Annotated in this window: 25 protein-coding genes and 1 pseudogene; 22 read left to right on the forward strand and 4 right to left on the reverse strand. The window is 55.1% G+C overall.

Annotation, left to right across the window (positions count from 1 at the left end; all coding sequences use genetic code 11):
• Positions 1-167: 167 nt before the first annotated feature.
• The 16 genes and pseudogenes from BLT47_RS09675 to BLT47_RS07690 all read left to right on the forward strand — a co-directional run bounded on the left by BLT47_RS09675 (position 168) and on the right by BLT47_RS07690 (position 11,571).
• On the forward strand, positions 168-335 hold the full coding sequence (locus tag BLT47_RS09675; RefSeq protein ID WP_407706107.1) for a type II toxin-antitoxin system RelE family toxin: 168 nt from the start codon (positions 168-170) through the stop codon (positions 333-335).
• Between the two features lie 128 nt (positions 336-463).
• On the forward strand, positions 464-595 hold the full coding sequence (locus BLT47_RS09750; RefSeq protein ID WP_197077797.1) for an HNH endonuclease: 132 nt from the start codon (positions 464-466) through the stop codon (positions 593-595).
• A 165-nt stretch (positions 596-760) separates the two neighbouring features.
• The gene (locus tag BLT47_RS09185) at positions 761-1,174 is read left to right on the forward strand and encodes a hypothetical protein (protein ID WP_141670175.1); all 414 of its coding nucleotides are present in this window, start codon (positions 761-763) and stop codon (positions 1,172-1,174) included.
• 78 nt (positions 1,175-1,252) lie between these two features.
• The gene (locus BLT47_RS07630) at positions 1,253-1,678 is read left to right on the forward strand and encodes a hypothetical protein (protein ID WP_049619378.1); all 426 of its coding nucleotides are present in this window, start codon (positions 1,253-1,255) and stop codon (positions 1,676-1,678) included.
• A 97-nt stretch (positions 1,679-1,775) separates the two neighbouring features.
• Positions 1,776-2,239, forward strand: a pseudogene (locus tag BLT47_RS09680) (terminase TerL endonuclease subunit); the annotation flags it as partial.
• A gap of 109 nt (positions 2,240-2,348) precedes the next feature.
• Positions 2,349-3,215: a 3-hydroxyacyl-CoA dehydrogenase NAD-binding domain-containing protein gene (locus tag BLT47_RS07640; protein WP_049619380.1), complete on the forward strand. Its 867-nt coding sequence runs from the start codon at positions 2,349-2,351 to the stop codon at positions 3,213-3,215.
• A 166-nt stretch (positions 3,216-3,381) separates the two neighbouring features.
• Complete coding sequence (locus BLT47_RS09455) at positions 3,382-3,507, forward strand: SDR family NAD(P)-dependent oxidoreductase (protein WP_197077798.1); 126 nt, start codon at positions 3,382-3,384, stop codon at positions 3,505-3,507.
• A complete protein-coding gene (locus BLT47_RS07650; RefSeq protein ID WP_053093599.1) occupies positions 3,504-3,893 on the forward strand; it encodes an SDR family NAD(P)-dependent oxidoreductase in 390 nt (129 codons plus the stop codon). Before BLT47_RS09455 ends, BLT47_RS07650 begins: the two co-directional genes overlap by 4 nt.
• A gap of 960 nt (positions 3,894-4,853) precedes the next feature.
• Positions 4,854-6,023, forward strand: a complete 1,170-nt coding sequence (locus BLT47_RS07655) for a DMT family transporter (RefSeq protein WP_082160012.1) — start codon at positions 4,854-4,856, stop codon at positions 6,021-6,023.
• Positions 6,024-6,220: 197 nt separating this feature from the next.
• Entirely contained in the window at positions 6,221-6,523 is a 303-nt protein-coding gene (locus tag BLT47_RS07660; protein WP_049619381.1) for an urease subunit gamma, read from the forward strand.
• A gap of 37 nt (positions 6,524-6,560) precedes the next feature.
• Positions 6,561-6,872 (forward strand): urease subunit beta, encoded by a 312-nt coding sequence (locus BLT47_RS07665; protein ID WP_049619382.1) that lies wholly within the window; start codon positions 6,561-6,563, stop codon positions 6,870-6,872.
• A 71-nt stretch (positions 6,873-6,943) separates the two neighbouring features.
• Complete coding sequence (ureC, locus tag BLT47_RS07670) at positions 6,944-8,644, forward strand: urease subunit alpha (RefSeq protein ID WP_304363205.1); 1,701 nt, start codon at positions 6,944-6,946, stop codon at positions 8,642-8,644.
• A 168-nt stretch (positions 8,645-8,812) separates the two neighbouring features.
• Positions 8,813-9,286 (forward strand): urease accessory protein UreE, encoded by a 474-nt coding sequence (locus tag BLT47_RS07675; protein WP_049619384.1) that lies wholly within the window; start codon positions 8,813-8,815, stop codon positions 9,284-9,286.
• Complete coding sequence (locus BLT47_RS07680; RefSeq protein ID WP_049619385.1) at positions 9,267-9,992, forward strand: urease accessory protein UreF; 726 nt, start codon at positions 9,267-9,269, stop codon at positions 9,990-9,992. The genes BLT47_RS07675 and BLT47_RS07680 overlap by 20 nt, the downstream gene beginning before the upstream one ends.
• A 73-nt stretch (positions 9,993-10,065) precedes the next feature.
• Complete coding sequence (gene ureG, locus BLT47_RS07685) at positions 10,066-10,680, forward strand: urease accessory protein UreG (RefSeq protein WP_049619386.1); 615 nt, start codon at positions 10,066-10,068, stop codon at positions 10,678-10,680.
• 15 nt (positions 10,681-10,695) lie between these two features.
• Complete coding sequence (locus BLT47_RS07690) at positions 10,696-11,571, forward strand: urease accessory protein UreD (protein WP_074663464.1); 876 nt, start codon at positions 10,696-10,698, stop codon at positions 11,569-11,571.
• A gap of 317 nt (positions 11,572-11,888) precedes the next feature.
• On the opposite strand, the gene BLT47_RS07695 is transcribed toward BLT47_RS07690, so the two are convergent.
• A complete protein-coding gene (locus BLT47_RS07695) occupies positions 11,889-12,287 on the reverse strand; it encodes an ArsR/SmtB family transcription factor (RefSeq protein WP_074663468.1) in 399 nt (132 codons plus the stop codon).
• Positions 12,288-12,513: 226 nt separating this feature from the next.
• On the opposite strand from BLT47_RS07695, the gene BLT47_RS07700 reads away from it, so the two are divergent.
• The 6 genes from BLT47_RS07700 to BLT47_RS07730 all read left to right on the forward strand — a co-directional run bounded on the left by BLT47_RS07700 (position 12,514) and on the right by BLT47_RS07730 (position 18,834).
• Positions 12,514-13,572, forward strand: a complete 1,059-nt coding sequence (locus BLT47_RS07700) for a FecCD family ABC transporter permease (protein ID WP_143021814.1) — start codon at positions 12,514-12,516, stop codon at positions 13,570-13,572.
• Positions 13,573-13,613: 41 nt separating this feature from the next.
• Complete coding sequence (locus BLT47_RS07705; protein WP_218055950.1) at positions 13,614-14,282, forward strand: ABC transporter ATP-binding protein; 669 nt, start codon at positions 13,614-13,616, stop codon at positions 14,280-14,282.
• Positions 14,283-15,242 (forward strand): ABC transporter substrate-binding protein, encoded by a 960-nt coding sequence (locus BLT47_RS07710; protein ID WP_074663472.1) that lies wholly within the window; start codon positions 14,283-14,285, stop codon positions 15,240-15,242.
• Between the two features lie 542 nt (positions 15,243-15,784).
• A complete protein-coding gene (locus tag BLT47_RS07720) occupies positions 15,785-16,870 on the forward strand; it encodes a metal ABC transporter solute-binding protein, Zn/Mn family (RefSeq protein WP_074663479.1) in 1,086 nt (361 codons plus the stop codon).
• Positions 16,871-17,120: 250 nt separating this feature from the next.
• Positions 17,121-17,942, forward strand: a complete 822-nt coding sequence (locus BLT47_RS07725) for a metal ABC transporter ATP-binding protein (RefSeq protein WP_049619391.1) — start codon at positions 17,121-17,123, stop codon at positions 17,940-17,942.
• Entirely contained in the window at positions 17,935-18,834 is a 900-nt protein-coding gene (locus tag BLT47_RS07730; RefSeq protein WP_049619392.1) for a metal ABC transporter permease, read from the forward strand. Before BLT47_RS07725 ends, BLT47_RS07730 begins: the two co-directional genes overlap by 8 nt.
• A 304-nt stretch (positions 18,835-19,138) precedes the next feature.
• Here BLT47_RS07730 and gcvPB read toward each other — a convergent pair whose 3' ends face one another.
• The 3 genes from gcvPB to BLT47_RS09460 are packed head-to-tail and all read right to left on the reverse strand — an operon-like array spanning position 19,139 to position 23,977.
• Positions 19,139-22,147 carry an aminomethyl-transferring glycine dehydrogenase subunit GcvPB gene (gcvPB, locus tag BLT47_RS07735; protein WP_176764505.1) on the reverse strand — a complete coding sequence of 1,003 codons (3,009 nt, stop codon included), beginning with the start codon at positions 22,145-22,147 and terminating at the stop codon, positions 19,139-19,141.
• A gap of 1 nt (position 22,148) precedes the next feature.
• Positions 22,149-22,529, reverse strand: coding sequence for a glycine cleavage system protein GcvH (gcvH, locus tag BLT47_RS07740; protein WP_049619394.1), 381 nt, complete (start codon positions 22,527-22,529; stop codon positions 22,149-22,151).
• Between the two features lie 5 nt (positions 22,530-22,534).
• Positions 22,535-23,977, reverse strand: coding sequence for an aminomethyl transferase family protein (locus tag BLT47_RS09460; protein ID WP_074663485.1), 1,443 nt, complete (start codon positions 23,975-23,977; stop codon positions 22,535-22,537).
• Positions 23,978-24,037: the final 60 nt, after the last annotated feature.

The raw sequence follows: 24,037 nt of genomic DNA on the forward strand, positions 1-24,037 counted from the left end.
AGGCCCCAGACACCTTCGAAAAACACGCGTCAGCTACACTTGACCTTGCAGCATAAACACCACCCCCATGTCCACTTTCCGGGGGTCGGGCCCTACCGCCTCTACAATTCCTGTTCGGGTAACAATACGCCGGGAAGTTTCAATGATCTGCGCCTCGCGGCGAAGCAATGGGATACGCTGATCCGCGTGCCTTCGGCAAAGGGTTGACCGTTAATAGCCTGGACGAGTGGCGTTACCGCGTTGGCTCGTATCGAATTCTTGCACTCATCCACGAAGGAATCATCACGATTGAAGTCTTCTCAATCGGTCGAAGAAGCACGATCTACAACCGTTAAACAATCTCTCAATCAGGGACGGTGGGGTGTTAACGCAGGTCTAGCGATCAAGGCGCGACCTGGAGATTAACAAGCGTTGCGACCATGCGTGGCGCAAGACCCGCAAACGATACATCGCCGTCCACCCAGTGTGTGCTTACTGCCGGCAAGCAGGACGGATCGCTCCAGCGGCCGAGGTTAACCGCATCATCCTGCTCGAACATGGCGGCACCTACGCAGAGAACAATCTGCAGACATTAGGCAAGCCTTGCCACTCCTAGAAAACCGCGTATGACGGTGACAGGTGGCGGACGGTTACCCACGAATGTTGCTAGTTGCTGCAACATGCCATCATCCGCTCTGATTCCGCGATTACCTATTGATAATAAGTAGACGTGACTTATGTCGTTAACCAGTACGGTCAAAACTTTGATGGGCGAGGAATCATGTCAAAGAAGACGTGGCATGGGATTGTGGCGGGCACAACCGTTATGGCGCTAACTTTAGGGTTCTGTAATGTAGCTTATGCATCGTCTTTGGACGGATCTTCGATTGGGAGCACAGCAACAAGCAGGGTGAGTGCATCGCCAAATATGAGTGACGCTGAGCTGACACGTATTCTTACGGCGCTTGAAAACCTGCCGGAGGAACTCAAGCACGCTGACCCGCGGACGACACCAAACTACGAACAACGGCTTTCAGAGGCGCTCCACGGCATGTGCATTGGTGGGTCACCGGCACGAAAACTCTACGGCGGCGAAAAGGGGATTTGGCGTGCGATCAGGTACGGCTGGGCAGCTGCAGACATTGGCGAAGAAGGCGCTAAGTTCTGGAAATGCTCCTGGGTGTTGACGGAGTGATCAGTGCTTGCTTCAGCTAGATTGACGGAAGATCCGGATTGGAAGCCGTCCCCTTTTGCGGATCAGTTTACTGGACACATGATCACGGGTTCGATCGTTGGTATTGGGGTGCTCATCGTTAGTGATATTGCCGCATATTTCTTTGTAGAAGAACCATCGTATGCGCTTATCTTTATCGCAATTGCCATCTCGGTTGTCCTTAAAGAGTTTCTGTGCACAGTTCATAGCCAGTACCGCAGTAGAAAGTTCAGGCATCCAATCCCAGGTGGTTGGGCGGTTCCATTCACCGATGTGATCCTCACTCTTATTTCCTACTTGTTAGTAGCCGGGATATTTTTCCAATTGAGTACCGCGCTCACCGTTATCGTGATTGTAGCTTTGGCTCTCGAGATTTTTACCCAGGTTGCTACCAAGAGTTGGGAGCGTGGAATGAGCACAGGAGAACTGCGAACTGCTCTACAAGAGACGAAAGAAATGACCATAGAACTATCTAAGGAAGATTAACGCCTTAGTTTGTGCAGTTCAGGTTCTTGGTGGGTGTTGTATGTGCTTATGCACGTACAGCACCCACCAACACATTTATATATCCCACGGTTTCTAACCCATTGAGAAAGTCGGGGTAGTGTGTGAGCAGGCAAGCAGAATCCGGTTGAGAAAAACACATTCTGCCAGCTGCGTTTGAACCAGTGGATCAATCAATTCGCGCGGTGGATGCCCATGCACGTCTGGAACGTTAACAACGCACTCGTTGACCTGTCTGATTTGTAGGGCTGGTTTGTTAAGGCGGTCTTGACCTCGCTTCGACGACGGATGACACGGCGTTCGTTCTCGTTTCCGCCCGAGACTGGTGACGAGCCGTACGTGAGTGTGCCGTGGTTTTGGATACCGCAAGACAACCTGAAACTCCGCGCCGCCCGTGAGCACGTGCCTTATGACTTGTGGCAGCAACAGGCTTCCTGTAGACCACTGAGGGCAACGTGGCGCATTGGCTATATCGAGAAGTTAATTGAGGATCTTGGTGCCCGGTTTGATATTCGCGAGATCGCCTTCGACCGGTGGGGCGCGTTCCACAGCTGGAGCAAATCGTGGGCATCTGCTGGATGGGGCCCGCCCCTTAACTTCCGATCATTAAGCGATTACCCCTCGGAGTAAAGAGAGGTGTACTCTCGTTGCCATGAATACAGCATTGCTTGTAGGAGCTGGTCTGATCGGCATGTCGTTCGCGCAACGTTTTGTCGAGGCTGGCTGGAACGTTCACATCACCGACGTCGTGCCCGAAGTAGAAGATCAGGTTGCGAAAACTTTCGGCGATAAGTTTGGGACGAAGGTAACGTTTTCCACCGATCTGAAGAAGGCCGCCGAAGGAGTGGACTTCGTGCAGGAAGCGGGGCCGGAAAGAATCGATATCAAGCGTCAATTGTTTGCCGACCTAGCTGCAGCTACTGGCGAAGGAGTGCCACTCGCCTCGTCGAGTAGTGCCCTCCTGCCTTCGAAAATAGCTGAGGGCAATCCTGCTGCCGATCGTATTCTCATCGGCCACCCGTTCACCCCGCCGTCGATAATGCCAGTGCTGGAAATCGTTCCTGCGCCGAGCACCTCACAGCAAACCCTCGACCGGGCCCGCGAGGTTTACACCGAGATTGGTTTCGATCCATCGCAGCTGAAGAAAGAGATTCCCGGGTTCGTGGGCAACCGCATCCAGAAAGTTGTTTTGTGGGAACTTATCGGTCTGGTACAAGAAGGTGTTGTAGACGTCGAGGAAGCCGACCGCATTGTCCGCAATTCTCTGGGATTGCGGTACGCCACCGTGGGGCCATTCGAAGCCAACCAGCTCGGAGGAGGCAAACAAGGTGTGCGTGGGCTCTTCGGAAATATCGCTTATTCTTGGGACGAAACCCTCAAGGCTCTCCAGCCTGACCTAGACAATATGGAAGATATTTTCACTGCTATCGAAAAGGCATACGGAGATGATCCGGAGGCCCGCGCAGCCAAGCGCGATCACGACCTCAAGGGTTTCCTCAAAGTCAGAGAAGAAAAATAACACCAGCCGTGCAAAATACGCGCGTTACGCTGCCCTGTAGTTAGCGCGGTAGTCCGTAGCTAGCACGATAGTTTGCGCAGTTAGTTTGCCCCGGTAAATTGCGCGGTTACGTATAGTTCTCGTATGCCACACAAGTGGCAACTCACTGTTAGCGAAGGAGCAATACATGACGGGAATTCTTGCCGAAAAGGTTGCGATTATTACCGGTGGTGCCAGCGGCATGGGCGCAGAGAGCGCAAAGGAATTCGTCAAGCAAGGTGCGAAGGTCGTTAGCAAGTTGTGCCAGTTATGAAGGAACAGGGCGCGGGCGTCATCATTAATATGTCCTCGGCGGCCGGCTTAGTGGGGCAGGTTTCTACGGCAGCATACTCGGCCTCGAAGTTTGCGGTGCGCGGCCTAACGAAATCTGCGGCGATGGATCTGGGACTTTCCGGAATTCGCGTGCTTTCCGTGCATCCCGGTTCGATTGCCACGCCCATGACGGGCGTCGACGCCGAAGAACCACTGGCGTTGGCAAGCTTGAATCGGCATGGCAAGCCGGAAGAAGTGGCGAAGGTAGTGGCTTTTGCTGCCTCGGACGGCGCTTCCTACATTACCGGTACCGAAATCGTTGTGGATGGTGGCCTTGCCCTTGGTGATACACCCCAGATCTACGGAATGCTGTTCGGCGGCCAGTAAACAGACCAGCAAACAGCCAGTAGAAAAAATAACGCAACTCATTGCATATTTTCGGAAGTCAGCAGGCGAAAGCCGCCTGCTGACTTCTTTTTCTGCGAGCGCAAAAATACCGGCCGTCCAGAAAAACCGAAAATAGCTGAGAAGCATTTCGGAGTTACTGCAATCTATTTTCCGAGAAAATATGCCGAGTCTGTCAGAAAAATCTTTGCCAGTGAAGCAAATAAGTAGTAGAGTCGGATGATAGTGCGGAACTTAGTTCCACATGGTGGAGGCGCACCCTTTCGGGTTGGTCACATATTTGGTAAAACATGCGCGGGTTGTAACCTGACAATTCTCAATTCCGCGGCTTGAATCGGGACTTTTATCCCGAAAATTATTCCTGTCCGGATGGAAGGGTGGGGCCATTTTGGCACGAATGTCAGTATCCCCGTCCACCGGGTCGCAAATTAACTAACCGAGTGTTAGAAATTTGATAAAAAAGTGCCTGTATGCGAAATTTTGGCACGGCAGTACCAGTGAAAAATTCACGCCTGCGCGAATTTTGAATCAGTCAAGATGCCAACTTTACGGCGCTAGGACTTTTAGTAAGCGGAAAACTGAGGCGGTTAGTGAAAGCTGGAATGTTTTAGTCCTCTACTGCTTTTGTGAACTTTTTGAACCGCCCGCTTTCCTTGTAAAATCGCCGCTGTGGGGAATGTAACAGAATGATTGCGAAGCGCGCGCAATTGGTTAGGAAATGGCGGTAGTTGTAGTTTCACTTATCGGGCCGGGCGGAGGGGCGTTTAGTGAATTCTGCGAGGCGCTGGGAAAAGGTCTGCATTTTTACTGGTAAAAATGTACTTTTTCGACGGGCGAAATTTTGAAAATATTGCGAACTGGTTGAAACCTGCTCAATTAATGCATGAAAACGCTGTAAAAGAACGTTTGTCTAAGTTCCGGGAAGCTGTTAGCCTCCTTCTCATGGTTACAAAATCGAGCTTAAACGACGGTGTTGCTCGCGCCGATGGAAAGCGGCCAGTAAAGCCTGTATCACGCTTGCAGGCTACGCTGGTCCTCCTTTTGGGTACGGCATTTCTTTCTGGAACTCCGCTGTGGGTTAAGGCCACGAATATGGATCCAGCAACGCAGGCATTCCTGCGAGTGTCGATTGCGATGCTGATGTTGCTCCCGTTCGCGATTCGGGAAGCGAAGACGAAGATGGCACTGCCAAAGGCAGGCGTCATTATGTCTATCGTGGCGGGCCTGTTCCTAGGTGTTGACTTTACCTGCTGGAACTACTCCATCTTCTACATTGGCGCAGGCGTTGCCGCTATTCTGCTGAACTTGCAGGTTATTGTAGTGCCAATCCTCACGGCTATTTTCGATAAGTACCGTATTCCTGGGTACTTCATCGTTTTGGTGCCGATCATGGTGGTTGGCGTGCTCTTCACGGGCGGCGTCTTCGAACCTGCTGAGGCAACTGGACCGGAAACCATTTACGGCATCAAGACTTCTGTACTTGGTACGGCCCTGGGACTCACCTCCGGTATTTGCTACTCCTTCTACCTTTACTTCTCGCGGAAGGCCTCGGTATCCGCGCCGCGTAAGGACCTTTACATCCAGCCGATGTTCTGGACCATGGTGGCGCAGATGGTGGCCCCGACTATTTGGGCATACACGGGTTCCCCGCGCGGTGGCTTCGACTTCAAGTACGGCGTGCTGATTGATGGCCAGTTGCCGATGGTGAATCCGGAAACCACGCTTGGTGACCCGCTCACTGGCACCAATTGGTTCCACCTGATCTGCTTGATTGTGCTCGGCCAGGCTTTGGCGTGGACGATGGTGCAGTACGGTTCGGTGTGGCTGGAGCCGGTTCTCTCCGCTGGTATCCTGTTGCTTTCGCCGGTAACCTCGCTGATCTTGGCATGGCCCCTCTTCGGGGAAATTCCTTCGCCGCTGCAGTGGCTCGGCGTGGTGATGATTCTGGGTTCAGTGATGTATCAGAACGGATTACTGGACTTCCTGAAACCAAAGAGTCGTAGAGCCAAGAAGGAAGGCGATGGGCAAGCGGGTGGCACTGCCGCAGGCTCATCAGGGGGTAGTTCCCAGCCTACGAGCGAAGATCCACAAGCGGTTGGTGCCGGAAGCTAAATAAAAGGTTTCCTAGGATGCTTGGGTAGGCAACTGTGATACGGTGGACCTACCTGATGCAGTCCTAATAACTTGGCATTTTCCCACGCAGGAAAAGTAAAAATTCGAGCAAACGTATGAGGGCGGCGAGACAAGTGAAAACTATGGAATCGGCGCCCTCATTTACGTCCGTACCGAAGTAAAACTAAGGAGTTCGCATGCATCTAACGCAGCGTGAGCAAGAAAAGCTAATGATTGTTGTGGCCGCGGATCTCGCGCAACGCCGTAAGGACCGCGGCGTCAAGCTGAATCATCCGGAAGCCGTAGCAATTATTACAGCGGCAATCATTGAAGGTGCCCGGGATGGTAAGACCGTGGCGCAGCTGATGAGTGAAGGCGTCAATATTTTGACGCGCGATGACGTTATGGAAGGTGTACCGGAAATGATTCCGGACGTCCAGGTGGAGTGCACATTCCCGGATGGCACGAAGCTCGTGACGGTACACAATCCGATTCGTTGATATAAAACCACAACATCGTAATAAGAGAGTTTTAGCAATGATCCCAGGCGAATATTTTATTGCAGAGGCTGACGACATCATCCTCAATGAGGGCAAGGAAGCCGTCACCATTGAAGTCACGAATAGGGGCGATCGGCCGGTACAGGTTGGCTCGCACTTCCACTTCTACGAAGCCAATAGCGAATTGGAGTTTGACCGCGAAGCAGCACGTGGCAAGCGGCTGGACATTCCGGCTGGTACCGCGGTTCGGTTAGAGCCCGGCGATAGCCGCACGGTCAACCTCATCGATTTCGGCGGCAGTCGTAAGGTCTACGGATTCAACAACAAGACCAACGGTCCGCTCGATTAATCAAGATTCAGGATTAGCAACTACGTGCCCATACAGAATGGGTCAAGGAGAAAATCGATATGGCTTTTAGTATGAAGCGTAGAGAGTACGCTGAACTGCACGGTCCGACCACGGGCGACGGCGTACGGCTCGCGGATACAGATCTGGTAGCAGTAGTCGAAAAGGATTACACCGTTCCTGGAGAAGAAGTTTCCTTCGGCGGTGGCAAGGTAATCCGCGACGGTATGGGGCAGAACTCTACCGTTGTAGATGAAGGTCAAATTCCAGATCTTGTGATTACCAACGTGATGGTCATTGACTACACGGGTATTTATGTTGCGGACGTGGCTGTCCGTGACGGCAAGATCTTGAAGATCGGTAACGCCGGTAACCCTGATATCCAGGACGATGTGGATATCGTAGTGGGGGTGCGCACCGAAGTTGTAGGCGGCGAGGGTAAGATCCTCACGGCCGGCGCGGTTGACACGCACATTCACAATATTTCCCCGGAACAGGTAGAATCCGCTCTGGACAACGGCACAACCACCTTCGTTGGAGGCGGCGTAGGCCCGTTAGATTCCACCAACGCCACCACTCTTACCTCCGGCCCGGGTAACCTCCGTGCGATGATCAAGGCCTCGGAAGGGCTGCCGATTAACATCGGTTTCCTCGGTAAGGGACACTCATCCACTAAGGATCCGCTCCGCGACCAGGTTCGCGCGGGCGCCATTGGCTTCAAGATTCACGAAGACTGGGGCTCCACTTATAACTCGATCGATACGACGCTGCAGGTAGCAGACGAAATGGACGTCCAGGTGGCGATCCACACCGATACCCTTAACGAAGGTGGCTTTGTAGATAACACCATTGCCGCAATCGGGGATCGCGTAATCCACACCTTCCACACCGAAGGTGCGGGCGGTGGGCACGCTCCTGACATCATTAAGGTAGCTGGGCTGCCGAACGTTCTCCCGGCTTCCACCAATCCAACCCTGCCGTACACGGTCAATACGATCGACGAGCATTTGGACATGATTATGGTGTGCCACCACCTGAACCCGGACTTGCCGGAAGACGTGGCCTTCGCGGATTCGCGAATTCGGAAGGAAACCATTGCCGCCGAAGACGTGTTGCACGATATGGGTATCATGTCCATCACGTCGTCGGACTCGCAGGCCATGGGCCGCGTGGGTGAAGTAGTGCTCCGCACCTGGCAGGTAGCCCACCGGATGAAGCAACAGCGTGGCGCCCTGGCGGGTGATTCCACGAATAACGACAATAACCGCATTAAGCGCTATATTGCCAAGTACACAATCAACCCGGCAATCGCCTCTGGTATTGCCGATACCGTGGGTTCGATTGAAGAAGGCAAGATGGCTGACCTCGTGCTCTGGGAGCCGGCTTACTTCGGCGTCAAGCCTTCGCTCGTGTTCAAGGGTGGTATGGTCGTCCGCTCGATCATGGGTGACCCGAACGCCTCGATTCCCACGCCCCAGCCGCGCACCATGCGTTATAACTGGGCTGCACGTGGCGCACTGGTCAACGACACCAGCGTTACCTTCGTCTCCACTGCTTCGCTGGAAGACGGCATTGAAGAGAAGCTGGGTCTGCGCCGCCGGCTCGTAGCCGCCAAGAACATGCGCACGATTTCCAAGAAGGATATGAAGCTCAATGATGCGACTCCGCACATTGAAGTCGATCCGGAAACCTACGTGCTGAGGGTTGATGGAGAAGAAATTACCTCCGAACCGGCCGAGGTACTGCCTATGGCCCAGAGGTACTTCCTCTTCTAAAACTCGGCACCTAACTAAAAAAGAAGCTAGCAGCGCGGCCGAGCCACTCGGCGCGGCCGCGCTATAAATTCGCTAGCGCACAGAGAAACGCGGTGGGAAGGGCCCAGAGCGCTTCCCACCGCTAATTCTCGAAAAAATAGTAAATAGCCGCGATATTAGGGAGCTAAGATGCTAATCACCGAAATAGTGGGTAATACCGCCACAGTAGATTTACCCGCTTCGGACTGGAAAATTGAGACGATTTCTTTCGACGACGAAAGTCGGCTCAAGCGAATCCAGCGAGCAGTAACCAGCACTGGGGAAGAAGTAGGCCTCCGGCTTTCGAATGAGTACAAGGAAATCAAACCCGGAGATATCTTGTACCAGCAAGACGGCCGGGCAATCGTCGCTGATGTAAAACCCACCGACGTGCTTATTATTAGCCCGCGGTCTATTCATGAGGCGCTCTCTGTTGCTCATGCCCTGGGCAACCGGCACCTACAAGCACAGTTCTTTACCGCCGAAGACGGCTGGGATGGGGAAGTAATGGTGGTCCGTTACGACCACACCGTGCAATCTCACCTCGAGCACGTCCAAGTCCCCTTCACCCGCGATAGCAAGGTTATGCCAGAGGCTTTCCGTCATGCCGAACACACACACTAATACCCGCGCAGATCTGGTCATGTGGCACCTGACCGATTCTGCTCTACCTACCGGTGGTTTCGCTCATTCTGCCGGCTTGGAAACCTATATCCAAACCGGGAAAGTAGGTAATGCGGAGAGCTTCACGGACTGGCTGCACGGCTACGTGCGCCAGGCGAGTTTCAATGACGCACTGGCAGTGAAACTAGCCTGGGAGCTCTACCATCGCGATCTTCCCGATGAAAGTGAAGCTTGGAAGGAAGAACTGCGGGAGTTGGACGCGCTCTACCGTGCAGCCCAAACCGCCTCGCAGGTGCGTACTTCCATGAGTTCTATGGGGAAACGGATGAGCATTATTGCATCCCTGATTTCTCCGGACGATCCGCGCATTACCGAATATAGCGAAGGAATTAAATCCCGGCGTTACCATGCCAATCCCGGTATCGTTACCGGATTGGTATTAGCCAGCGTCGGTACCGGAAAAGCAGAAGCTGTAACCGCATACCTAATGCAGATTATGCACTCGATGGTACAAAACGCGATTCGTGCAATTCCGCTCGGGCAAGATGCTGGGCAGCGCGTTATCGTCAATACCTACGACGTAATTTTGCAAGCTGCGGATATGACGCTCGCGCATGACGAAGCAGATATCGGCGTCGTCGCACCGCGCCTAGAGATTGCGCAAATGGAACACGAAACCCTACGTTCCAGAATGTTTATGTCATAAAAACAGTAGCCTCTGTCTATGTTATGCATGCATGTGACACTGACTCATAAAGACATGAGAAAGGAAAATAGCCATGTCTATTATTAAAGTTGGAGTGGGCGGCCCGGTCGGCTCAGGAAAGACCGCGCTAATCGAGAGAATCACCCGCGCCCTGGACGGCGAAGTCTCGATGGCCGTAATTACCAACGATATTTACACCACGGAAGACGCTAAAATTTTGGCGCGCGAAAGTGTGCTCCCGGTAGATCGAATTATTGGGCTGGAAACCGGAGGGTGCCCACACACGGCGATTCGGGAAGATACTTCTATGAACGACGCCGCTTTCGAGGAACTGCAGGAACGGCACCCAGATCTGGAACTCGTGTTCGTAGAATCTGGTGGCGATAACCTTTCCGCCACTTTCTCCCCGGAACTCGTGGATTTTTCGATCTACGTAATCGATGTGGCGCAGGGGGAGAAGATCCCGCGCAAGGCCGGCCAAGGCATGATCAAGTCGGATCTCTTCGTTATCAATAAGACGGATTTGGCGCCTTATGTGGGAGCCGATCTGAGCGTGATGGAAGCCGATTCAAAGGTCTTCCGAGGGGATAAGCCGTTCGTAATGACGAATCTGAAGACTGATGAGGGCCTGGAAGGCGTGCTGGAATGGCTCCGGCGCGATGTGCTCATGTCGGATCTCGCGGTCTAGGAGGGTAATAGCCGCGTGGAGAATCTGGAAAAATACTTTCGGCAAGTAGGTTCGGAACCTGAAACCGGGGTCCTGGAACTAGATATTGGGTTATCGGGCGGGCGTTCGATTGCGCTCGACCAGTACCACCACCAGGCCTTTAAGATTATTCGCCCGCATTATCTGGACGATTCCGGGCAGGTGTATTACACCATTGCTAATCCGGGCGGCGGATATTTGGGTGGAGATTCCTACCGGATTGATATTAATGTGCAGCCGGGTGCCTCGGCCCTCGTCACGGATCAATCGGCAGCGAAGGTGTACCGGACCCCGGGTAACTACGTGGTACAAAATATCGACTTCTCGGTAGAAGCCGGCGGGGTTTTGGAATATATTCCAGACCAGCTGATTCTCTACCGGGAGGCGGATTTCCGCCAAAACCTGGTTGCCCGGGTTTCTAGCGAAGGTTCCTTGTTTATTTCCGACGTCGTCACGCCAGGATGGGCGCCAGATGGTAGCCAATTCGGGTACAATCAGGCGCGTTTACGCAATATTATCTACGTTGATGATGAGCCGGTAGTTCTGGATAATATTGTTATTCGCCCTGACGATCCGGGATTCGCCAAAGAACTGGACTTTTACATGGATGGGCGCACCCATTTCTCTACCGCGATTTGTTGCGATCCAGGAATTGATGAAGATCTCTTCACCCTCGTACAAAATGAGGTAAAGGAATATTCTAGTAGGTTTACGGACCTGAACGCGGCCGTTACTAAGCTCGACAAACCGGGCTTTATGCTCCGCGGGCTTGGCAACCGCACCGAACATTTACTGGAACTAACCATGCTTGTAGCTAATATTGTGCGCGCGGAATTGCGCGGCCAAGGCAAGCTGCACCTGCGCAAATACTAGAACTACTAGGCAGACGGTATGGTTGCCGGCTAAATAGCATTAAACCGGGCGCCGGGCGGCATGTGCGAAAAACGTACATACCGCTCGGCGCTTTCTGCGCGCCGCCCGCCCGCGCATGCGGAGTGCCAGGGTCTAAAGGCAGACTGCCAGAAACCTGCAGGCCAGGGGCCCGAGGTCTAAAGGAGGACTGCGAGCGGTCTAAAGGCAGACTAAGGCTGATTGCTGTCTCCGCCGCGCGTTTGAGGTCGGTAGTTTACTAAGCCGGCAGCCGCTTGTGTAGTAGCTGGCTGCTCGGCAGCGGCTCGTGCGGTGGCGGGTTACTCGGCGCCAGCTTGTGCGGCGGTACCTGCTGGGCTCGTTTCCGTTAGCTTCGTATCCGCATTGTCTGCAGCTACGGAGCGTGGTATTACCGCTTCGCTGTGTGTGAGTCCGATCCAGTGCATTACCTGGTGCACGTTCTCACTGGCAATCGCGTAGCGGATATACCGGCCCGAACGGGCACTTCTCACAACCCCGGTTTTTTCCATTGCCCGCAAGGCTGCCGAGGCCGTAGGAACCCTCACTTCGGCCAGTTCCGCCAATTCCGTAACCGTAAGCTCCATATCTCCAGCAAAATGGATGGCGTTGAGAAGCTTCAGGCGCGTGGGGTCGCCAAGTATTTTGAAAATATCAGCCCATTTTTCAACGAGCTGCCTATTTCTTTCCGCATCAGCCACGTGTCATCACTCCTTGCATATGAAATCCAGGGATTATGAGCTTCCTAGGATGTACTACTACCAATAAATCTACCCGATACTCTTATCTGCCTGCATGCGGGCATAAGGGCGCATGAAAACCAGCAGAAAACAAGGGATATCCGACCCAAGCCCTTCCAAAGATGCGTGATTTTTGACCACTCATCGCAACTTGCCAATCAATTGAGTGATTGATAGTGTCGGATCTGTGCATCAGGTTAAAGATTCCTTAGGTTTTGCGCAGCGGAAACGCGTCACGCTCGCGTGGTCCGCTGTTCTGACCTGCGTCTTGGTGGCCGCATTCGTGATCGGGATCATTATAGGTCCGACGCCGCTGGAGCTTTCCGACGTGTGGTTGGTGCTCAAGCACCACCTGGCGGGTGGCTACCTCCCGGCCTCGCATACGACGATTGACTCCATTGTCTGGCATATTAGGGTGCCGCGACTTCTGCTTGGAGCGGCAGTGGGGGCCGGACTCGCGGTGGCAGGTGCAGTGTTGCAGGCAGTAGTGCGTAACGTGCTGGCAGATCCGTACACGCTCGGTATTAATTCTGGGGCTTCCACCGGGGCGGCGCTGGCCATCCTCTTTGGCGTGGGCGCGGGCTTTGGCCAATTTGCCTTGCAGGGAGCGGCCTTTGTGGGCGCCATGGGCGCCTCCATTCTCATGTTCGCCATCGCACAGCAAGGTGGTCAACTCTCTTCCCCGCGTTTGCTGATGTCCGGCGTCGTTGTTGGATACACACTTTCTGCCGTAACATCCTTCCTCGTTTTTGCGTCGGATTCGGCGGAAGGATCACGTAGCGTTATGTTCTGGCTACTAGGTAGCCTCGCGCTCGGTAAATGGGATTTCGCCCTCGCGCTGTCGCTCGGCGTGGTGATCCTGGTAGTGGTGATTCTGTGGCTGTTGGGTACGAAGATTGATGCGCTCACCATTGGTGACGACGCCGCCCGTACCCTTGGCGTACATCCCGATCGGCTGCGCATTACCCTCACGATTCTTACCTGCTTAATGGTTGGGACCGTGGTATCAATGGCTGGTTCGATTGGCTTTGTGGGGCTGGTAGTGCCGCATGCTTGCCGGCGTTTGGTAGGCGGCTCGCATCGTCACCTATTACCGGTAAGCGCGTTAGCTGGAGCTGCCTTGCTCCTGTTGGCAGATATTGCGGCCCGGGTTTTGCTGGCCCCGCAAGAAATACCGATTGGCATCCTGACGGCTACCGTCGGAGCGCCCTTGCTGTTCTTGATTGTTCGGAGGGCAAACGCATGATCGTCGCTGAAAACATTACGTTCAAACACATTCTACGTGGTGTGTCTATATCAATTCCGGATCACGGCGTAACTGGTTTGGTAGGGCCCAATGGTTCCGGAAAAACCACGTTGCTGCGGTGCCTGTTTGGGGCCCTGAAGATATCCGGCGGAAAGGTAGAGATCAACGGTAAGGATCTCAACTCGTATCGCCCGCGAGAACTTGCCGGGGAGATCGCCGTCGTCGCGCAAGATTCGGGGGAGCCGCCGCAAATTTCGGTAGCCGAAATCGTCCGGCTCGGTAACATCGCCAGCGGGGGCCAAAATGATGAAATAATTTATGATTCGCTGGCAAGGCTGGGGATGGAAGATCGGGCAACCTCCTATCTCAATCAACTTTCCGGGGGAGAGCGGCAACGGGTGATGATTGCGCGCGGATTTGCGCAAGCCCCGCGCCACCTGCTCTTTGACGAACCCACGAACCATTTAGATATCCGCTACCAACTTGAGGTATTGCACGAGATTTCTAAATACCCGCGCAGCGTCACGGTAGTTTTACATGATCTGAATTTTGCTTTGCAGTATTGCGATTATGTGTACTTGCTGGCAGAAGGAGAGATCGTTGCAGCGGGTGAACCGAAAGAAGTATTCCAACCTGAAATTTTAGAACCCGTATATGACGTGCGGGTAACCATGAGGGATGGCATCCTCCGATTCGAAAGGAAAAAATAAGTGAAGAAAACACTTATAAGCGCGGTTGCCGCGGCCGCGCTTGTATTCTCACTCTCGGGCTGTACCGGAGAAACCGAAAAAGCTACCGGGCCGGAAACTGGAGCAATTCAGATTGAGAACTGCGGCCACAATCTGACATTCGAAAAGGTACCGGAACGGGTAGTGTTGCAAAACGCTTATTCGGTGGAGACCCTGGTGAATCTGGGAGTGCTGGACCATGTGGTAGCAAAGGCCGGGTATTTCCCGGAAATCCTTTTTGACGATGCCACGAATAAGGCCTTGCAAGACATCCCGGATATGACCAACCGGATCGGTGAATCCGGGCATTTGGTGATTAGCAAGGAAGCAGTAATGGCCGAAGAGCCGGACGCGATCTTCGGGGCTAGTGACTCTGTAAACCAAGACACTACTACCGAAGTTCCCGTGATCATTAACCGCGGCTTCTGCGGGGAAGTAAAGAACGCTTCCTGGGATGACGTGTTCCGCGATGTAGATCTTTACGCCGATATTTTCCGCAAGCAGGAAGAAGCTGAAAAATACAAGGCAGAACTGCAAAAGCAGATTGATGCGCTGGATTCCACGGTTGGCGCAGGCAAGAAGGTAGCGGTGCTCTACCCGGGTGTGGGCGGGGCCTCCACCTACGCCTATGGCAAGGACTCAATGTCCAACCCAGTGGTAAAGGCACTTGGCCTGGAAAATGTGTTCGGAGATGAAAATAAGCGCGTCTTCGAAGTAACCGCGGAACAGATCGTAGCGCAATCACCAGATGTAGTGTTGATTTTGCACATGGGCGAAGCGGACGCAGTTTCTGCAGTCACCAGCCTTTCTGGAATGGAAACCACGCCAGCAATGCAAAATGATGCGATTATTTCCATGCCGCTCTCCTTCGCTGAGCCGCCCACGCCGCTCGCCGTAAAAGGTGCACAATACCTGGAAGGTGAGCTCAAGAAGCTCAAGTAATACGAATAATTGCGAATAACTGCAAGGCTGGTCCGCGTGGGCCGGCGTGGCGGGGCTGGAAGCAAGGTTGGCTAAACATGCTGGCTAAGCAAAGCTGGTGGCTAGCGCGAATCTGGTGGCTAGCGCAAAGTTAGTGGCTAGTGCGAAGTTAGTGACTAGCGCGAACCTGGTGGCTAACGCGAAGCTAGTGACTAGCGCGAACCTGGTGGCTAACGCGAAGCTAGGCGAAGCTGGCCCGGCGCCGCAAATTAAAACTCCGCTGGTTGGTACGGCGAAGAGCTGTACCAACCAGCGGAATTTTTTGGTTTCTGGAGCCAAGTATTTTTTGTTTCGGGTACGCGTGTGGTTTCGGGTACGCGCCGGTTTCGGGTACACGAATTTTCTGTTTCAGGCGCGGAGTTTTCCAGCTCGCGGCCCTTAAATTCCCTACCGTGGTCCTTTTCATTTAATGTGCGCATGGGTGAGCTGCGTAGTCGTGGCATCGCGACGGGTGTACTCTAAATGGTGGAAATGATTACCGCTCTCAATGGAAGGTGTATTCGATGAAACGTCGTCTCATCGCTCTTGCCTCGGCCCTCACCCTCGCTTTTGGCCTGGCCGCCTGTGGCAATAATACAAGTTCTAATTCCAGTGCTGCGCCAGCGGCGAGCAATAGCGCGAGCACAGCTGCGGGCGAAGCGGGCAAACCCGGCGTCGTCGCCTCTACCAACGTGTGGGGAGCGGTGGCGCAAGCAGTGGCGGGCGAGTACGCCGAAGTAACTTCGATCATTACCAAACCGACGCAGGATCCGCACGATTACGAAGCAACCGCGCAAGACAAGCTTGCTTTTTCGGATGCGAGCGTAGTACTCGTCAATGGTGGCGGGTACGACGAGTGGGCTACCAAGCTGGCAGCTTCGGCAAAGTCTGCGCCCACGGTGATCGACGCCGTAGCACTTTCCGGTTTGCAAGACGCCGCTGCCGATGAGAATTCTGAAGGCGCCAGCGAAGGAGATACCGATACGCATGAACATGCGGAAGGTGAGGCGGAAAACCACGGGGAAAACGACGCCGATCCGCACGCCGCTACCGATGGGGAACATGCGGGCCACCATCATCACGCCGATTTCAACGAGCATGTTTTCTTCTCACTGGAAACTGCGGGTAAGGTGGCCGATGAACTAGCCAAGCAATTGGGCGCGGCGGATCCCGTTCACGCGGAAGCCTATACCGCGAACGCGAAGGATTTTAAGGCCGAAACTGAAAAGCTGCGGGCGCGCGCCGCGGAAGTAGGTAAGGAACATCCGAATACCGCGGTGCTCGCAACCGAACCGGTGGTCGGCTATTTGCTTGCGGATATGGGCATTGCGAACCTGACTCCGGACGAGTACATCGAGCAGTCGGAAACCGATGCGGGCCCTTCGACGAAGGTTATTGCCGAAACTAAGGAACTGCTGACCAGTAAGAAGGTAGCGGCCCTGTTAGTGAACGGGCAGACTACGGACGCAGTTTCTGACCAGTTGGTGAAAACCGCGGAAGAAATGGGGATCCCGGCCGTTGGCGTCTACGAGACCTTCCCGGAAGGTATTTCTACATACGAGCAGTTCGTGGGCGATGCGATTACGGCTATCAGCGCGGCCCTGCGGTAAGTGGCCCTGCGGTAAGTGGCCCTGCGGTAAGAGGCCCTGCGGTAAGCTGCCCTGCGGTAAGCGGCCTGGCGGTAAGCTGCCCTGCGGTAAACGGCCCTGCGGTAAAACGCGCGGGCTCGCACGAATCAGCTAGCGAGCTGCTGCAATAATTAGTTAGGGCAACACTGCAATAGCCAATTTGGGCGGCGCCGGCAAAGAAAGTGATTTTTCAGATCGGCAGGAATGGTTTGGCAAGGCGTGAAAGGTGACGATGGGTTCTGGGCAATGCGCGCAGTTGGTTGACGCCGCGGTAGCTTTCGGGCAGCGCGTGCTGTGGAAGCACGTGAATCTGAAAATAGCGGAGCACGAATTTGTGGTGATTCTCGGGCCGAATGGGGCGGGGAAAACCACGCTTTTGCGGGTGCTTTTGGGGCAGCAACGACTCACGGAAGGTAAAGCTTTCGTGGCCGGGAAACCGGTGCGGCGCGGTTCTTCCAATATTGGTTATATTCCGCAGCGGCGGACGGTGGACTCGTATGCGCCAATTCGGGGGCGGGACCTGGTAGCCATGGGTTTAGATGGTCACAAGTGGGGCATCGGGTTGCCGAGCCGGGCTAAACAACGCCGTATTTCGGCAGCGATCGACGCCGTGGGGGCCAGTTCTTATGCGCAGGCACCACTTTCGGTGCTTTCCGGTGGGGAACAGCAACGTTTGCGTGTTGCCCAGGCGCTGGTGACGGACCCGGTGCTCATGGTTTGCGATGAACCGTTGGTGAGCCTAGATATGAATCATCAGCAAGCGGTGGCCCGGTTGATCGATCAGGCCCGCCGGGAACGGCCGATGGGAGTGCTTTTCGTGACTCACGAAATCAATCCGATTTTGCCTTATGTGGACCGGGTGGTTTATATCGCCGGGGGACGCGTAAAAATCGGTACTCCCGATGAGGTGTTGCGCACCGAGGTGCTCAGCGAACTGTACGGTTCGCACGTGGAAGTATTGCGCCAAAATGGACGGATCATTGTGCTTGCGGATGAAGAAAATGCGCCGCACGTGCACGGTGCAGAAACCGAATTGCGGGTGAGCAATGTTTGATATCCATGCGATCATCAATTTCGATAACTTCGCGGAGCTGGTGCCCTTAGTAACCGGATCGCTTCTGGCCGGGCTTATTTTGGGGGTATTGGCTGGCCTAATCGGACCGATGGTACACGCGCGCGATCTGGCTTTCGCCGTGCACGGCACCTCTGAGATCTCTTTTGCTGGCGCTTCAATAGCGCTCTTTTTCGGAGTTTCGGTAACCGGCGGCGCAATTGCCGGATCACTCGTAGCCGCGATTATTTTGGGGATGCTCGGCGTACGAGCTACCGAACGTAATGCCGCTATTGGCGTGATGTTGCCATTTGGGCTCGGTATTGGGATGCTTTTCTTGAGCTTGTATCCGGGCCGTTCTTCTAATAAGTTCGGGCTCCTTGCCGGGCAGATCGTGGCGGTTGATACTTCCGAACTGACCACGCTCGTGGTGGTAGCCGTAATCGTGGCAGCGTGCATGGCCATAATCTGGCGTCCGCTCTTCTTCGCTTCCGTAGATCCGGAAGTGGCACGGGCGCGGGGCGTGCCCGTGCGGGCGCTATCAATTATTTTTATGGTGCTACTCGGTTTGACCTCCGCGATGGCCGTGCAACTGGTAGGCGCTCTGCTCGTGCTTTCCTTGCTGATTACGCCCACGGCTGCCGCGGCGAAGGTTACGGCCCGGCCAGCCATGCTCAGTTTGCTTTCGATAATCTTTGCCACGGTTTCTTCCGTGGGCGGCATCCTGCTGTCCCTCGGGCCCGGCCTGCCAATCAGCCCCTACGTGACCACGGTGAGCTTCCTGATCTATCTGGTATGCCTGGGGATCGGAGCCGTGCGCAAACGCACCGGCTGGACGAAGCGCCGCCTCAGCCAAACAGAAAACACCGCGGAGCTAGCCGCGAGCGCGGCGTAAAACGGAACGTGACCACGACGGAACGTTAGGAGCACAGCGTAACGCGGGACTACCGCGGAACGTTAGGAGCACAGCGTAACGCGGGACTACCGCGGAACGTTAGGAGCACAGCGTAACGCGGGACCACCGCGGAACGTTAGGAATACCGTTGCTGTAGGTGAGCTAGTAAAAAGCCCGGGCCAGTTTCTTATTACTAGCCCGGGCGGTATTCGTTCTTCGGCCCGGCAGGGCACCCGCGGCCTATTTTCCGCAGTATCTAGCCCTTAGCGCACCACTAACGCGGTTGTGCAGTGGCTAGTGGCTACTAGTTTGCGGGGGATGGGTGCACGCAGACGAGGTTGCGGTCTCCGTAGGCTTGGTCGATCCGGCGTACCGGCGGCCAGTATTTGTTATCTACTTGGGCGGGGCCTGCCGGGTAGGCGGCTTCTTCCCGCGTGAAGGGGTGATCCCACTGGGAAGTGATAACACTTGCCGCGGTGAAAGGTGCCTGTTTGAGCGGATTGTCTTCCGCTGGCCACTGCCCGGTTTCCACCTTGCGGATTTCTTCCCGGATCGCTTCCATAGCAGCGATGAAACGGTCCAGTTCCGCTAATGGTTCAGATTCGGTGGGTTCTACCATGAGGGTTCCAGAAACGGGGAAGCTCATCGTAGGAGCATGGAAACCGTAGTCAACCAACCGTTTTGCCACATCGTCTACGGTGATTCCGGAGCTGGCCCGCAGTGGCCGCAGATCGATAATGCATTCGTGCGCCACCAAACCATTACGTCCCGTATACAGGATCTGATACGAATCTCTTAGTTTATGGGAAATATAGTTCGCGGCGAGGACGGCGGCTTGGGTCGCTTCCCGCAAACCGGCTGCTCCGAGCAAACGGATATACGCCCACGTAATCGGCAGCACTCCGGGTGAACCGTAGGGCGCGGCCGCAACCGGCCCGCTCTGGTACACGTATTTTCCAGCATGTGTGGAAACCTGCTCTTGCGGATGGCCGGGCAGGAAAGGCGCCAAGTGGACTCTCGCGCCCACAGGGCCTACTCCGGGGCCACCTCCGCCATGCGGGATCGCAAAAGTTTTGTGCAGGTTCAGATGGGAAACATCTCCACCCAATTCGGTAAAGGTGGCCGCTCCCGCTAGGGCATTGAAATTGGCACCGTCAATATAAACCTGGCCGCCTGCTTCGTGGACCAGCCGTGAAGCTTCCCGGATGCCCGCTTCGAACACCCCGTGGGTGGAAGGATAAGTGACCATGAGTGCTGCCAGTTCAGAACCGTACTGTTCTATCTTGGCGCGCAAATCAACCAGATCGATATCGCCATTTTCCGAAGTGCTAACCACCACCACGCGCAAACCGGCCAGCACGGCAGAAGCCGCATTCGTACCGTGGGCGGAAGCCGGAATCAGGCACACGTCCCGGTGTGCTTCGCCGCGCGATTCGAGGTAGGCACGAATCGTAAGCAAACCAGTCAGTTCACCGTGTGCGCCCGAATTTGGCTGCAAAGTTACGGCGTCATACCCGGTCAAAGCGGCCAACCATTTTTCTAGGTCCGCAATAATTTGCAAACTTCCTGCCGCATCTCCAGCCGGTGCGAAAGGATGCAAACCAGTAAACTCCGGCCAGGTAATAGCCGCCATTTCGGTAGCCGCATTGAGCTTCATCGTGCACGAACCAAGCGGAATCATGCCTCGATCCAGCGCATAATCCCGATCCGCTAACTGTTTTAGATAGCGCATAAAAGCGGTCTCGCTGTGATACTTGTGGAAAACCTCGGCTTCCAAGAAAGGAGTATGGCGCCGCAGCTCCGCTGGCAGGTTTACCAACGGGGTTTCCGTTGCCGCCGCGGCGTGCGAAGTGCTTGCCGCTGCGGTGTGCATGGTGTGCGGCGTACTTTCTGGTGTGGTTTCTGGCGCTGAGTTCGCAGTTGCGCCGCCGGCTGGGGCTGCTGCGGGCGAGCCAGACATCGGCTCGCACTGCGGATTCGTGCCGGCCGGAAGAGCCGCAAGCACTTCCTGAATTGCGGCAAGGTCTTCCGGCGTCGTCGTTTCATCACAGCTGAAGCTGAGCGTATTCGCATCAACGCCATAGGCCAGGTAGCCGGCCTGTGCCAGTTTTTCGCGGCAGGTTTCGGCTTGGCCGGGCATTTCCACCCGGAAGGTGTCGAAGAAGTTCCGGGTAAGAACTTGGTAGCCACCGGCACGGAAAATATCGGCCAGTTCCTGGGCTTGGCCGGCCACGCGCCGCGCGATCGCGGTGATTCCCGCCGGCCCATGATAGACGGCGTACATGCCAGCCATAACAGCCAATAATGCTTGAGCGGTACAAATATTCGAGGTCGCTTTTTCGCGGCGAATATGCTGTTCGCGAGTTTGCAAAGCCAAACGGTAGGAAGCCTTGCCCTCGGTATCGTGCGAAATAGAAACCAAGCGGCCCGGCAACTGACGTTTTAGTTTATCCCGCACCGCCATATAACCTGCGTGCGGGCCCCCGAAGGACATCGGGATACCGAAACGTTGCGTGGTTCCCACCGCAATATCTGCGCCCAGTTCACCGGGCGATTCGAGCAAAGTAAGCGCCAATAAATCGGCCGCAATAATCGCCAGCCCCCCGTTTTTGTGCACCGCCGAAATGAGCGGGCGCGGATCACGAATCTCCCCATCGCCGCCCGGGTACTGTAAGAAAGCCCCGAAAGCGGGCGGAAGTGCAGAAAGCCCAGCGGTATCATCCGGATCGAATTCCACCAGTTCGATTCCTACCGCACGTGCTCGCCGCGCTAGCACCGCCCGCGTTTGCGGGAAAGCGGAGGCATCAACTAAGAACACATTGCTGGCGTGCTTCTTTCCCGCCCGGCGCGCCAAAAGCATGGCTTCCACCACCGCGGTAGCTTCGTCTAGCAAAGACGCATTCGCAATATCCAGCCCGGTCAGATCAGCCACCATAGTCTGGAAATTCAGGAGCGCTTCCAAACGGCCCTGCGAAATCTCCGGCTGGTAGGGCGTGTACGAGGTATACCAGGAAGGGTTTTCGAAAATATTCCGCTGGATAACCGCGGGCATATGTGTTCCGTAATACCCCTGCCCAATAAAAGATTTACGCACCGTATTTTGGCTCGCAATTTCTCGCAATTCCGCCAGCACTTCCGGTTCCAAAACGGCTTGCGGCAAATTCTCCGCTTGCGCCGCATCCAGTTTTGCGTCTAAAAACTCTGGGAGGGCGGCCCGGAAAAGCGCTTCCGGATTCTCGTAGCCGGCCGCCTGCGCCATTTCCACACGTTCGGCGGGAGTGGTGCCAATATGGCGGGTCACAAAGGCAGCCACCTTAGTTACCTCCAATAAGCAGGTGGCGGTATTCTTCGGCGCTAAGTAGTTCAGTTTCCTCCGCAGAAACCGTGATCTTGTAGAGCCAACCGTCGGTATAAGGCGCGGAATTTACGAGCGAGGGGTCTTCCAACGCCGCCTCATTAATTTCCGTAACGTCACCGGTTAGTGGGGAAACCAGATCGGAAACCGACTTGGTAGATTCAATTTCCCCGGCCGCTTCACCTGCCGTGAGTTCATCGCCAATATCTGGCAAATCCAGAAAAACAATATCGCCGAGTTCAGCGGTGGCGTGCGCGGTAATACCAACCGTGGCGATCTCACCCTCCAGTGAGACCCATTCATGATCTGCGGTGTACTGAAGATTTTCGGGAATTTCCATGATGTTTACTTTCTCTTGTAGAAGGGAAGAGTGGTAACGGTAAAAGCAAATTGTTTACCTCGAATATCCACACTGATTTCGGTACCTTCGCCAGCAAAAGCCGGATCTATATATGCCATGGCAATCGGATACCCCAGGATAGGGGATAGAACGCCTGAGGTGATATGCCCTATGTTACGGTCTGCGGCAAAGACTTCGTAGCCCGCTCGTGCCGCGCGCCGCCCTTCGCCGCGCAAACCCACCAAGACGGGGAGCGTGGGAGCCTTTGTTTGTGCTTCCCCGGCCGCCAGAGCTGCAAGCGTTCCCGGATAGTCAGCTGGGGGAGTAGCGGGCGGCGTCGTACCCGGTGCCGTGCCTGCAGCTGTACCCGGCGCGCTACCTGTAGCAGTAGCTACCCCGGAACTTTTATCTACCCCGGCACTTTCCGGTGCGGTAGCGGGGTTTTCAGTGCCGACGACGAGGCGCCCCAAGCCCGCCTGAGCCGGGAATATATCGGGGCCAAGCTCGTGGCCATACAGGGGCATTCCCGCTTCTAAACGCAAAGAATCACGTGCGCCAAAACCGGCTCGTAATAAGCCGCGCGGCTCGCCAGCGGCAATTAGCGCATCCCAGACCGTGCCAATATCTGCGGCCGGCGCCATGATTTCGAAACCGTCTTCCCCGGTATAACCCGTGCGGGAAAGGAAACAAGAAATACCGGCAAGAGAGACTTCTTGCCAAGAGTAATACCGCATTTCGGACAGCGGGATGTGCGGGGCAAATCCGGCGGTGGCAGCGAGGATTTCCGCCGCGAGCGGGCCCTGCAAAGCCAGCAGACCGCTTTGGTCCGAAAGATCAGTGATCGTAACTTCCGGAAAACTGGGATGTGTGGTTGGCGCTTCTGCCGTATCTGCTGTCTCATTTGCCGCCGTGGTATTTGCGCCGGCGCCCCCTGCGGTAGCTGCGGTAGTACCGGCAGTAACGCCGTCCCGATTGTTGGCAGTATTATTGGCAACATCGCTAGCTGTACCGCTAGCTGTAGCACTGCCTTGCCCGGCGCGTTCCCGCAAAGCTTGCAAAACGGCCGCGCGGTTTGCCGCATTCGGGATGAGGAGGAAAGCATCGGCGGCGAGGCGGAAAACGATTAGGTCATCAATTATGCCGCCGCGTGCATTGAGCACAAAAGTGTATTTGGCACGGCCCGGCCGGGTTTTAGTGAAGTTACCGGCCAGTGCATAGTTGAGGAAAGCTAGGGCATCCGGGCCGCGTACCTCAATTTCTCCCATATGGGAGACGTCAAAAAGGCCCGCCGCCTGGCGTACCGCTTTGTGCTCCGCCAAATCCGAAGTGAAACGGACCGGAACTTTCCAGCCGCCAAAATCCGTAAAAGTAGCGCCCGCTTCTTGATGGCGCGCATATAGCGGCGTAGTTCGAAGTTCGGCCGTACCCGTAGTTATTTCTGGCATCATCGCCCCTTACATACCGGTGTAGCTAAATATTCCCTGGTCTTTCAGGCTAGGTTACCCTTT

Origin of the sequence: Actinobaculum suis (assembly GCF_900102025.1) — a bacterium.
Taxonomy (GTDB): Bacteria; Actinomycetota; Actinomycetes; order Actinomycetales; family Actinomycetaceae; genus Actinobaculum; species Actinobaculum suis.

Excerpts from the sequence above, each read along its gene's own strand:
- BLT47_RS09455 (WP_197077798.1), top strand. The coding sequence starts at position 3,382 with ATGACGGGAATTCTTGCCGAAAAGGTTGCGATTATTACCGGTGGTGCC.
- BLT47_RS07650 (WP_053093599.1), top strand. The coding sequence starts at position 3,504 with ATGAAGGAACAGGGCGCGGGCGTCATCATTAATATGTCCTCGGCGGCC.
- BLT47_RS09460 (WP_074663485.1), bottom strand. The coding sequence starts at position 23,977 with ATGATGCCAGAAATAACTACGGGTACGGCCGAACTTCGAACTACGCCG.
- gcvH (WP_049619394.1), bottom strand. The coding sequence starts at position 22,529 with ATGGAAATTCCCGAAAATCTTCAGTACACCGCAGATCATGAATGGGTC.
- BLT47_RS07730 (WP_049619392.1), top strand. The coding sequence starts at position 17,935 with ATGTTTGATATCCATGCGATCATCAATTTCGATAACTTCGCGGAGCTG.
- BLT47_RS09675 (WP_407706107.1), top strand. The coding sequence starts at position 168 with ATGGGATACGCTGATCCGCGTGCCTTCGGCAAAGGGTTGACCGTTAAT.
- BLT47_RS09185 (WP_141670175.1), top strand. The coding sequence starts at position 761 with ATGTCAAAGAAGACGTGGCATGGGATTGTGGCGGGCACAACCGTTATG.
- BLT47_RS07655 (WP_082160012.1), top strand. The coding sequence starts at position 4,854 with ATGGTTACAAAATCGAGCTTAAACGACGGTGTTGCTCGCGCCGATGGA.
- BLT47_RS07725 (WP_049619391.1), top strand. The coding sequence starts at position 17,121 with ATGGGTTCTGGGCAATGCGCGCAGTTGGTTGACGCCGCGGTAGCTTTC.
- BLT47_RS07630 (WP_049619378.1), top strand. The coding sequence starts at position 1,253 with ATGATCACGGGTTCGATCGTTGGTATTGGGGTGCTCATCGTTAGTGAT.
- BLT47_RS07680 (WP_049619385.1), top strand. The coding sequence starts at position 9,267 with ATGCCGAACACACACACTAATACCCGCGCAGATCTGGTCATGTGGCAC.
- BLT47_RS07640 (WP_049619380.1), top strand. The coding sequence starts at position 2,349 with ATGAATACAGCATTGCTTGTAGGAGCTGGTCTGATCGGCATGTCGTTC.
- BLT47_RS07665 (WP_049619382.1), top strand. The coding sequence starts at position 6,561 with ATGATCCCAGGCGAATATTTTATTGCAGAGGCTGACGACATCATCCTC.
- ureG (WP_049619386.1), top strand. The coding sequence starts at position 10,066 with ATGTCTATTATTAAAGTTGGAGTGGGCGGCCCGGTCGGCTCAGGAAAG.
- ureC (WP_304363205.1), top strand. The coding sequence starts at position 6,944 with ATGAAGCGTAGAGAGTACGCTGAACTGCACGGTCCGACCACGGGCGAC.
- BLT47_RS07675 (WP_049619384.1), top strand. The coding sequence starts at position 8,813 with ATGCTAATCACCGAAATAGTGGGTAATACCGCCACAGTAGATTTACCC.
- BLT47_RS07720 (WP_074663479.1), top strand. The coding sequence starts at position 15,785 with ATGAAACGTCGTCTCATCGCTCTTGCCTCGGCCCTCACCCTCGCTTTT.
- BLT47_RS07660 (WP_049619381.1), top strand. The coding sequence starts at position 6,221 with ATGCATCTAACGCAGCGTGAGCAAGAAAAGCTAATGATTGTTGTGGCC.